The organism is Klebsiella electrica (assembly GCF_006711645.1).
Taxonomy (GTDB): domain Bacteria; phylum Pseudomonadota; class Gammaproteobacteria; order Enterobacterales; family Enterobacteriaceae; genus Klebsiella; species Klebsiella electrica.
This window is the reverse complement of record NZ_CP041247.1, coordinates 1,254,437-1,265,929: the sequence shown is the minus strand read 5'-3', so window position 1 is coordinate 1,265,929 and position 11,493 is coordinate 1,254,437. Positions and strand designations below refer to the sequence as shown.

General features: G+C 53.9%; 8 protein-coding genes. 1 reads left to right on the top strand and 7 read right to left on the bottom strand.

Annotation, left to right across the window (positions count from 1 at the left end):
• Positions 1-56: 56 nt before the first annotated feature.
• From Electrica_RS06115 to Electrica_RS06090, 6 genes are all read right to left on the bottom strand, one after another.
• Complete coding sequence (locus Electrica_RS06115; RefSeq protein WP_142255851.1) at positions 57-938, bottom strand: aldose 1-epimerase; 882 nt, start codon at positions 936-938, stop codon at positions 57-59.
• 9 nt (positions 939-947) lie between these two features.
• Positions 948-2,009, bottom strand: a complete 1,062-nt coding sequence (locus Electrica_RS06110; protein ID WP_131048766.1) for a zinc-dependent alcohol dehydrogenase family protein — start codon at positions 2,007-2,009, stop codon at positions 948-950.
• A 27-nt stretch (positions 2,010-2,036) separates the two neighbouring features.
• Positions 2,037-3,035, bottom strand: a complete 999-nt coding sequence (locus Electrica_RS06105; RefSeq protein ID WP_131048765.1) for an ABC transporter permease — start codon at positions 3,033-3,035, stop codon at positions 2,037-2,039.
• 27 nt (positions 3,036-3,062) lie between these two features.
• Positions 3,063-4,577: a sugar ABC transporter ATP-binding protein gene (locus tag Electrica_RS06100; RefSeq protein ID WP_141963919.1), complete on the bottom strand. Its 1,515-nt coding sequence runs from the start codon at positions 4,575-4,577 to the stop codon at positions 3,063-3,065.
• Positions 4,578-4,609: 32 nt separating this feature from the next.
• Positions 4,610-5,593 (bottom strand): substrate-binding domain-containing protein, encoded by a 984-nt coding sequence (locus Electrica_RS06095; RefSeq protein WP_131048763.1) that lies wholly within the window; start codon positions 5,591-5,593, stop codon positions 4,610-4,612.
• Positions 5,594-5,733: 140 nt separating this feature from the next.
• Positions 5,734-9,015: a DUF5107 domain-containing protein gene (locus Electrica_RS06090; protein WP_141963917.1), complete on the bottom strand. Its 3,282-nt coding sequence runs from the start codon at positions 9,013-9,015 to the stop codon at positions 5,734-5,736.
• 115 nt (positions 9,016-9,130) lie between these two features.
• Here Electrica_RS06090 and Electrica_RS06085 point away from each other — a divergent pair, with 115 nt between their 5' ends.
• Entirely contained in the window at positions 9,131-10,324 is a 1,194-nt protein-coding gene (locus Electrica_RS06085) for an ROK family transcriptional regulator (RefSeq protein WP_141963915.1), read from the top strand.
• 153 nt (positions 10,325-10,477) lie between these two features.
• On the opposite strand, the gene hcaR is transcribed toward Electrica_RS06085, so the two are convergent.
• On the bottom strand, positions 10,478-11,362 hold the full coding sequence (gene hcaR, locus Electrica_RS06080) for a DNA-binding transcriptional regulator HcaR (RefSeq protein ID WP_141963913.1): 885 nt from the start codon (positions 11,360-11,362) through the stop codon (positions 10,478-10,480).
• Between the last annotated feature and the right edge of the window lie 131 nt (positions 11,363-11,493).

The window sequence follows — 11,493 nt, the reverse complement described above, 5'->3', positions numbered from 1 at the left end:
TAAAGCATAAAAGCCGCAAGACTAAGTTTACCTGCCCGTTCCCAGGCAGGTCGGACTTAAAGCGGACGAACTTTCAGCACCATTTTTTGCCGCAGGCTTTCACCGCCTGCCAGTACAGTTAGCTGGCCAAACCCCGGACGATGATGATCGTCAGGAGCGTGACTCATCGGCTCAAAACAAAAGAAATCAAACTTATAGCCTTTATCGAACATCGGATCGGAAACAAAAACAAAATAGCATGGCGCCGACGGCTCGGTGGTCATGGAGAGTTGGTACCCCAGTCCCGGTTGCCGGATAGTCGCGATGCCATCCCAACCGGAAAAACCATTATTCACCCAGCGTTCGGGTAGCGGCGCGGGCTGATTAAAATCCAGATCCTGCGGCAAACAATCCTGATGCTCTCCGGTGAGCCAGTGCTCTCTCTCCAGCCAGTAACCCGTGGTCCGCGCCTGCACCCGCGTTTCCTGTGACAGCGGCAGGTAGGGATGCCAGCCCAGGCCAAACGGCAGCGTGTCGCCATTATTCGTCACGCTCAACTCTACCTCAACGCCGCTTTCGCTTAGGGTAAAGCGCTGCTGCGCAGTGTAGTGATAGACTCCCTGCCGATGGACATACTCTAGCGCAAGTTGCGTGGGCGATTGTTCCACACAGCGCCAGCTATTCAACCAGCCGTCGCCGTGAAGATAGTGGCTATCCCACTCCACGTTTGGCGCCAGTCGCCGCTCACCAGCCGACGAGGAAAACTGATTACCGCTCACCCGATTGCCAAACGGCACCAGCGGAAAGCAAGAAGACTCAACCGCTACGCCGCTATTCAGGCCCGGGCGCAGCACCGGTATCATGTTCCCCTCATGCCGCCACCATAGTCCCTCGATCGCGCCGCCGCGCTCGGCAACCTGCAGCCGTAGCCGATCGTTATCCAGTGTAAAAAGCGTCATCATGGCTCCTTAATCGGGGAAATTAATCACCACTTTGCCGCATTTACCGCTGGCCATCAGCGCGTAGGCCTCTCCCGCCTGGGCAAGCGAAAAACGATGGGTAATCGCGCTATGTGGCCACAGCTTCCAGTCGGTGAGGTCGCGGGCGCATTTCTCCATATGGAACAAACTGGTCACCCAGGAACCAATAATACGCCGCTGGTGGTGCATCAGATCGGCACTAACCTCGAACTCAACCTTCCCGGTTTCGCCGATGTACACCACTCTTCCCCAATCCGCCGTAGACTGTAATGCCAGCAAACGCCCTGCGGCATTGCCAGAACAATCCAGCGCCACATCCGCTCCGCCGTGCGTCAGTTCGGCAATCAGTGCCGGAAGGTTCTCCGTTGTCGCCAGGAAGCCGTTATCCATTACCCCTAGTTGCTTTGCTGTCGCCAGGCGATCCGGCAGCATATCGACGCCAATAACGCGTTTTGCACCGCGTCCTTTCGCCAGCATCATTGCCATCATGCCAACGGGCCCTAACCCGACAACCAGAACATTGTCACTGCCGGAAACCTCACCGCGCAAAATGCCTTCATAGGCGGTTCCTACCCCACAGCTAATGAATGCGCCATCTTCATAGCTCAGCGCATCCGGCAGATGAATAAGGTCTTTTTCCTCCGCCAGTAGATATTCTGCATGGCCGCCATCGCGCTGCCAGCCATAGGCCGCTTTACCCTCTCCGGTACAGGAGATTGGAAAACCACGACGGCAGTTGGCGCAAAATCCGCAGCCGGAAATATGGTATACCAGCACCCGATCTCCCGCTTTAAAATGCCGACAGCCGGCCCCGGTTTCCATAATTTGCCCGCAGGGTTCATGGCCATTAATAAAACCTTGATACAGCGGTTTCTCCGGTGCCGCAGCGGTACCACGATGCTGATGATAAATATAATGAACATCGCTACCACAAATCCCCGAAGACTTCATTTTAATCAGAACCTGGTTAATTCCCGGCGTTGGTACAGGAACTTCGCGCAACTCAACGCTTGAATCCCCGGGTAAAAAAGCAGCCAACATTGTTTTCATAATTCCCTCTAAACAGATTAATGAATATTAATGTTTACGTTTACTGTTGCGCTGGGTCAGCAATATATTTGCCAGAACAGCAACCACGATAATTAATCCGCGGACGACCTGCTGGAAGAATGAGTTAATACCCAGAAGCACTAACCCATTGCCAATAAGGGTAATAACCAGTACGCCTAATAATGTGCCAAATAGCGAGCCGCGGCCGCCAGACAGTGCGGTGCCTCCGACCACCACCGCGGCGATAACATCAAACTCGAGTCCGTTGGCGGCCCCGGCATTGCCCGATCCAAGCCGCGCTGCCAGCAGAATACCGGTAATCGCCGCCAGTAAACCTGAAAGCGTAAAAATTAAAATACGCACCCGCTTGACGTTAATTCCACAGAGTTGCGCTGCCGTTGCGTTACCGCCGGTCGCGAATACGGAACGGCCAAAGGCGGTTTTGCGGCTGATAAAGACAAAGATGACGAACAGAATCAGCATAATTAATGCCGAAACGGGGATGCCAAAGAGTTGCCCGCCAAGCCAGTCCAGCACCTCATTTTCATCAATGGGTACCGGCAGCGCGTTGGTCATGAAGAGCCCCATGCCGCGTAATGCGCTCCATAGACCTAAGGTCGCGACAAAGCTCGGCACGTTGAATACGCCTCTCAGCACGCCAGCGAGAGTCCCCAGCGCAGCACCGAGGATTAATACCAGCAGGCAGGCAATACTAAGCGGAACCTGAAACTGCAACAGAAAGGCCAGGCAGACGGAGATAAACGCCACCATCGGACCGACGCTGACATCAATCTCACCGGAGATAATAATCAGCGTCATCGCCCATGCGGCAATACCAATCGTCGCCGCATCGCGTAGGACATTCATTTGATTGTTTAAAGAAATAAATCCCGGCGCGTTAAATGAAAACACCAGATATAGAATAGCGATCACCACCAGCAGGCCAATTTCATTAATATGACGACTGACAAACTGCTTGGGTGTGGCATTTTTGCCTTGCGGCAGCGTTAATGATGAGGCAGACATCTGTTAATTCCTCAATAAACGTTGTGGCTAATGCGTGGATAAAATTGCCGACATTAATTCATCGACATTAACGGGGGCTAAAAGCTCGCGAGTAAATTCGCCGTTTTGCAGCAGCAAAATACGATCGCAGACTAAGGGCAGTTCCTCTATTTCGCTGGAAATGAATACGACGCTTTTTCCTTCAGCCGCGAGTTCCCTCACAATTCGATAAATCTGCTGCTTAGCTTCGATATCAACTCCGCGCGTGGGCTCATCAAGCAGTAAAATTTCACTTCCGGCGTAAACCCAACGGCCAATCACCACTTTTTGCTGGTTGCCCCCCGATAGCGTCCCGATGGCAGTCTCCGTATTTGCCGCTTTGACCGTCATTCTGCTCATGACGGCGGCAGTCAACTGCTGGATCCGCTGCCAGTTCAGTACGCCGCGGCGGCTCACCTTATGCCGGTTGGTCATCACCGTATTTTCATCTACGCCCAGCAGCGGAATGATGCCCGCTTCCTTACGGTTTTCCGGGGTATAGCCCACTCCACACTTGAGCATTGAGATATATCGCGGGCGCTCAATGCGCTCACCATTGAGCGTTATCTCCCCCTCAGCAAACGTTTCTAAACCGATGATAGCCTTGAGTAACTCGCTACGACCCGATCCCAGAAGCCCGGCAATACCCAGCACTTCGCCGCGGTGCAGTGTAAAATTAATCTGCTGCAGCTTAGGGGGATGGCGTAGCCGGGCCACCTGCAGTACCGGGGTTGTCAGTGCGATTTCAGATTTCACCTGCGGAAGATCGATGTGCTCCCTGCCTAGCATCAACGATACAATTTCCTGCGTTGTCGTACTCTCCAGCGTGACATCACCGGCAACCTGACCATCGCGCATAATAGTGGCGCAAGAGGCGATGCGGCGTATCTCCTCCATTCGATGACTGACATAAATTACGGCAACGCCCAGCGCTGACATTTTCTTCACCGCGTTGATCACCAGTTCAACCTCCGCATTAGCCAGTGAACTGGTCGGCTCATCAAGAATCACCACTTGCGGTTGACCCTTCATCACACGGGCGATTTCTACCAGCTGCTTTTGCGCCGGGCTCAACGTGTCGACCAGCGCATCTGACGGGACATCGACACCAAGGGCGGCTAATGCCTCTGCGGCCTGGCGGGCCATAGCATTTTTGTCAATCATGCCATTGCGGCGCGGCCACTGACCAAGACACAGGTTCTCCGCTACCGTTAATCCCTCGACCAGGCTTAACTCCTGGTATACGGCTCTGACGCCCAGTTCCGCAGCCCGGCGGGTTAGCGTTGCATCGTTACCTTCGAGACGCGTTCCGGCCAACCAAATCTCGCCGCTATCGGGACTTTCGCTTCCAGTCAGCATGCGGATTAAAGTGGACTTTCCCGCACCATTTTTCCCCAGCAGCGCCCGAACTTCGCCTTTTGACAGGGTAAAATCAACGTTATCCAGTGCAACTACGCCAGGATAGCGCTTATTTCCCCCCAGGATCTGAGCTACCGGCACCGCCGTTTTTTCTGTTGCCGTCATTGAGTCTTTACCTCAGTTATTCGACAGGGGAATTAAGGCAAGCCATCGACATGCGTAGCCAGCCACTGCTTACCGTCTTCAGATTTGGTATAGGTATCGATAGCAACAGGGATAATTTTATTTGCTGGCGGGGTTTTATTAATGACATTCAACGTTTGTGCGAAAACGGCGTTACCCATTTTCTTGCCGGAAATATCCACCACCGCTTTTAGTACCTGATAGCTATTTAACTCCTGGGCTATTTCGGTGGTCATATCGGAGCCAAATACGGCGATTTTTCCGGCCTTATTTTGGTTACGGACCGCTTTTACTGCCCCCAGCGTTGCCCCTCCAGACTCTCCCATGATGGCGTCCAGCTCGGGCGAGGAGATAATCAGCTTCTCGCCAACTGAGATAGCCTTATCCAGAACGGTTCCCTCCTGATTCGCGACAATCTGCATATCTGGAACGCGCGCCTTCAGCGCGGCTTCAAAACCTTTGCGCCGCTGTACGCATACTTCAAATGCTTCACAGTTGATGACAGCAATTTTCGGTGCGCTAATTTTGTTGGCAATAAAATAATCCGCGGCCGCAGCGCCGAGTTTTTTACCAAACTCGAGTGGGTCGCCGACCAGATAGGCAGAGACATATTTGTCGACGCCTTTCTCATTAATGCAGGTGTTATAGCAAATCACCGGAATACCGGCTTCATTGGCCCGACGCACCGCGCGGCTACTGCCATTTTCTGAAACGGCGGAAAGAATGATGGCATCTACGTTACGCGCCACCAGCGTGTCGATAAATGAACTCTCTTTAGAAATATCGCCTTGCGCGTTGGTCTCAATCAGCTGGATTTTCGCATCGGTGCTTTTTGCCGCATCCTGAACGCCTTGCCGCACGCCGGCGTAATAGCCCTGGGTATCGAGGTAGATAGCCCCCACCGTGATATCCTTTGCCGCACTATAGCCGGGGAATGAAATACTCAACGACGTTAACAGTAAACATAAAAAACATGAGACTGCCTTATTTTTAGACATACGTGCCTCCTGTAGGGTCAGGCATTTATTGTTGTTTGGCTTCTGCGGCATTCGGGCCTGTCGCAGAACGATTTCACATATTCTAAACATCTCGAGAAGAGCGGCGGGTCAGACCGCTCAAAAATTACAGTAAACGTTCTTTAGTTAATGAGATGCAGCACAAACGGCAGCGTTTCCCGAAATAATGCGGCCTTCGCCCAGGCAGGGTTTAGCGCTTCCAGCTCAGACAGTGCCTGTTCATACCGCGATCCGCCGCCTAATCCCGCCGTCGCCAGAACGCGCACCAATAAACACTTCTCCTGATGCTGCTTTTGGATATCGGCATATAGCGCCAGCAGGTCAGGCTGCGACACCGCGAAAAAATCGGCCTCTATCTGTACCGTTTCCATATGCTCAACCCACTGCAACATTTCAGTGAAAAGATGCTCGCTGCTCAGACGATCGCCGAGCATCCGCAGAGCCACGCCTTGCCAGAAGAGATAGTCCACCGGCTGATCGTTGTAGTAGCTATGAATATTGATCGTCCGATCGCCTGACGCCGCCTTGCGGAAGCACTCAACCGCACGTTCTTCCCTACTCTGCTGCCTGGCGCAAATACCCAGCCAGAACCAGATATCGTTATCTGTCTGCCCCGGGAGGCGCCCCTCGCTCAGGTTCTCGGGATAGCGTAACGCCGATAACAACAGCGCTTCCGCCTGCTGCGACTGTTGCTGCTGAAGATGCTGCCAGGCACGCAATAGCTGGTTGATGACAAACTGGCTGGTCACTTTGCCTTCGCCGCCTTCCCAGGGATGGAATTTGCGCGAGGCAAGCACGTTTGCCGCCTGCTCAGTGTTACCAGCAAGATGCCAAAGATGAAGCAGCTCCGCCGTTAAATCATCGCGTTTCAATGCGGTCGCGAGATTGGCCTCCAGTCGGGCAAGGCGTTTTTCCGGTTCAACGGCGGTCAGCTTATCCAGCAGATCGCGTTCAAAAAGCAGGCGTGCATCCTGCGGCTGTTGAGTACAGGCTTGATCCAGATACTCTGCCGCCAGGCGGGCATTCCCCTGTTTATTCCACGCATGAATCGCCAGCCCTCGCCAGGCATCGGCAAAATCAGGGGCCATTTCAACGCAGCGATGCCATAGCTGCGTCGCTTTCTCATCATTACGCCGGCTATAGTGAAAGCAGGCGAGAAGATGCCGGGCAAAATAGCAGTCGCTAATCGTCTCCAGGGCAGCCACTTCCACCAGCAAATTGGGAAAACGTACGAAGTCAGGAAACACCGCGCGTGCACGGTCGATCAGCGCAATGCGTTCGTTCCCTTCGGCCAGGCTGGCCTGTAAATAGAGCGGCAGCGTTTTCTGGCAGTTAAGTGTCGCCAGTACGGCTTTTGCCTGAGTCGGAATTCCCCAGCTCAACAGCAGCCCGGCGGTCAGCAGTGCGTTAATATCCCGCGACTGGCATACGGCTAACCAGCGCGCCGTATCCGCTTCAGCCTCTGATATTGTCGCGTTGAGCCACCACAGAGTGGGATTTAGCGGATAGTCGCTCAGCAACTTTTCAATCTGCTGTAGGGCCTGGCGGCGACGGCCGGTGAGATGCAGTAAGAAGGTTTCCAGCGACAGCACATCCTGGTTGGTGGGACACGCCCGCAGGCTCTGCTGGCAAAATGCCAGTGCATCATCGTAGCGCTCGCTGCGCGTCGCCAGCCGGGCAAGTCCGTAATATCCCCCTGCCTTGCTATTGCCGCTCCACACCGCGCGCCAGAAATCCTCCTGGGCATCATGCCACTGCTGTAAGCGCTCGCGTGCGCTGGCACGAATCAAACTTGCCTGCCCACACTGCGGATTTTTGTTCAACCGATGCGCGCGAGACAGCGCCCGGGTCGCATACTCGATGGTTTGCGGATAGTCCGCGCGGTTGTACTCCAGCATCGCCAGCGCCAGATTGCAGCGGTAGTCCTGCGGATCCAACTCAACCCCGCGCAGATAATAATCAAACGGTGAGCGGCTGGCATGGTGATACTGCTCCAGATGCTGGCCGATAAACCATGCCTCATCCACGCTGCTTATGGCTCCGGCGCTTAAGGGCGTAACCGCCACTTCCGGCAGCGGCAACGCCTGCGGCTGATGCTCCTGATAGCGCAAAACGCACCTGCCGTGACTGTCCAGCAGTTCCATCGTCAGACGAGATGGGTCAATACCGGCTAAGGCTCCCTGCACGGCAGCGCATGGCGCCAGCTCAATCATTTCATCTAGCAGCGGCTGCGGGTTGCCCTCCTCGCGAACCGTAAGCCGGTGGGCGACCAGAGGAGAAATAGCATAGACACCCCATATAATGTCGCCCTCTTCGCGTTGCAGTTTGATAACCGCATCGCGCGAAGCGTTCTGTACCATGCCCAGCGAATGGTAAGGCAGGAAGTATTGTTCAAAGCGCTTTTCTTCAAACGGATCGAGCCAGGTAAAATCCGGTTGGTTATCGGCAAAAATGCCGGTCATCAGCTCGATGTATGGGCCATTCTCATCCGTCAGATTTTTATCCCACGCCTGACCAAACTCGCTGTAACCCCAGCTCCACTGTTTTTTCCCCGGCGCAATGTGATGATCCGCAACGTGCAACAGCCCACCATCTTCATCGTGGCACCAGGCGCCGACGAAATCGTACTCTGACTTTTCCGCCATATAGGAGGTCGGTACCGGGACATTTTTATAACGCGAGATATCGACGCCAGCCGAATAGTCCACCTTGTAATAGGTGCCGGTAGCAATCGGAAACGCGGAAACCGCGCGCTTGCCGTGATCAAATACCGCCGTCACATCCGGCGGGAATACGCTTTGATGTCCATCGCCCCCCTTAACCGCAGGGTTCGCCCACCACAAGAAATGGCGCGGCGTGGCGTTACCGTTGTAAACCCGGCTACCAATCTCCAGCGCCGCGCGCTGCGGACGCAGAGTAAACCCGGTCATCACCTGCAACCCGTGCATCGGTTCCGTCTCGCCAACCCAAACGGTTTTTGAGCCGTCGTCATTTTCGCCGATCGTAAAATCAACCGGCATATAGGTGGTGGGACGGTGGTGCTGCGGCCAGTTAAACTCAATTCCTCCGGAAATCCATGGTCCAAGCAAGCCAACCAGCGCAGGTTTGATAACATCGTTGTGATACACAAAATCGCGCTGTCGGACCTTATCCCACGCGCGATGCACGCGGCCCCCCAACTGGGGTAGGATCATGATTTTGATGTAATCATTTTCCAGCCACACTGCCTGCCAGGCCTTTAACGTTTTTTCCTCACTCAGCGTATCCGTCACGCCATAGGGATACACCGCCCCGGAAGACCCCTGATAAACCCGATTTTCCAGAAACATGGGATGAACATCCTGCGCCCCCGTTTCATAGGTTGGAATATGTACCGTTTCCTGCCAAACATTTACTGAACTCATAATGCCCTCAAAGTTAACAAGACATACTGAAGTGAAATAATGAGAGCAGTTTAATAGACAGGATCAGCGTATTTACGCACAATAATCACGCAATTTAGTTAACAAGGTTTAGTTTATGAAAGCCTGCATTAACAATCAGCAAATTCGCCATTACAACAAGGGCGTGCTGCTGGAGTATCTGTACCGGAAGAAACGGGCCAGTAAATCGGCACTCGCGCGGCTGGCGCAAATCTCCATTCCCGCGGTCAGCAATATCCTCCAGGAGCTGGAAGCGGAAGGACGCGTAGTCAACGTGCAGGACGAGCGCCTCGCCCGCGGCCATAGCAGCGGCGCCTGGCTTATTGCGCCCGATGGCGACTGGACCCTGTGTATGAACATCACGCCCACCAGTATCGAGTGTCAGCTTGGGAATGCCTGCCTGAGTGCGAAAGGTGATGTCGAATACCACGCCATTGACGCCCCAACGCCTCAGGCATTACTGGCAGCGATTGAGAAATGCTGGCATCAGTACCGCAAGAACTGGCCGAGGCGTAAAATCAATCTGGCGCTGGCGGTTCATGGGCAGGTTGATGCGGGAACGGGGGTATCACAGACCATGCCGCAGGCCCCCTGGAAGCAACCCGTAGAGATCAAATATCTGCTGGAAGAAAAACTCAATGTCCGCGTCATGGTCGACAACGACTGCGTCATGCTGGCGCTGGCGGAAAAATGGCAAAATGAAGGACAGTATCGGGACTTCTGCGTGATCAACGTCGATTACGGTATTGGCTCGTCATTTGTCATCAACGACCAGGTCTGGCGCGGTAGCCTTTATGGCAGCGGCCAGATTGGACACACCATTATCAATCCTGATGGCGTTGCCTGTGACTGCGGGCGCTATGGCTGCCTGGAAACGGTGGCCTCGCTCAGCGCATTGAAAAAACAGGCGCGGATATGGCTTAAAACGCAGCCCGATCTCGCCGATAATCCCGATGCGCTGACCATCGATGCCCTGATCGAAAAATGGCAGCAGGGTGATTCCCGCCTTCATACCTGGGTGGAAGACTCCGCAAACGCCATCGGGCTCAGCCTCTACAACTTTCTGAATATATTAAATATAAACAATATCTTATTGTACGGCCGCAGCTGCGGATTTGGTGAAGCGTGGTTGAATACCATCATCAGGCAGACAGGCTTTAATCCTTTCGATCATCGCGACACGCCGCGCACCAGAGCAACGCAAATCGGCTTCGGACAGCTGAGTCGTCAAAAACAACTGCTTGGCATTGGCTATCTGTATGTGGAAGAGCAACTGCAGACATTACGTTGATCGCGATGGTCAAAGAATCAGCGGCAATTTATAACCATGGCGGCCACATCTGGTCCTGAAAGACAAAACGCCCGATGACGTGCATCGGGCGTTACAACGCTGAAAAGTGCCAACCGGCGACAAACCAGTCAGGATGCCATCAAACAATGGGAGCTATAACCGCTCACAGCGCGTTTTCACAATATCAATAAAATCACGCAGCGCAGGCTTCAGCTCACCTTTTTTCCATACCATCAGCAGGGCAATGGTCGGCACCTCGCCGGCCAGCGGCCGGAAAACGACCTGCCCGGTGTTAAAACTCTGCATATAACCGGGGATCAGGGATACGCCAAGCCCCATGCCAACCATGTTCATGGTGACCAGAATATTGGTCGCCATCTGCACCACGTTGAGCTGGCAGCGCTGCTCTGTAACCCATTTATCTACAATAGCGGCCAGCTCGCCGGAATAAGCGGGGTCGGTGCTGACAAAATTAACCCCGTTTAGCTGCTCTGCGGTGATTTCACGTTCCCGCGCCAGCGGGTGTGTGGCAGGCATCACCACGACCAGCGGTTCGTGGAAAAGCGCGAGAGACTCAATTTTCGGGCTATAGACAGGATGACGCATCAACCCCACATCCAGCTCGCCGCTGAGTAGCTTCTCTTCCTGCTGAGTGGTGATCAAACTGACCAGCTCGATGTGGGTTTCCGGCTGGCGCAGACGGAGTAGCGGCATCACCATCGGCAACAGATTGACCTCTGCCGAAGGTACAAAGCCAATGACCAGATGATTATTCTGTATGGCGGCGCTACGCGCGCGGATTTTCGCCTGTTCGGCCTGATCGAGAATGGCCAGCGCATCAGCAAGAAAACTCTCGCCTGCGGCGGTCAGGGTCACTGTACGCTTATCTCTTTCCAGCAACGAGACGCCCACGCACTGTTCCAGGTCGCGGATCTGGCTGCTGAGGGACGGCTGCGATGTGTGCAGTTTTTCCGCTGCGCGGGTGAAATTCAGTTCCTGAGCAACCGCGACAAAGTAGCGAAGGTGTCTCAGTTCCATCCCCCCTCCTTGTCATAGATAAAACGTCTCAGCTGGTAGAAATTAAGTATTTTACATAACAACAACCAATTAGCAACATAACAAAGACACAAGAACCAGAAGGTCAATACCTCTTACCCACGAGATAATGA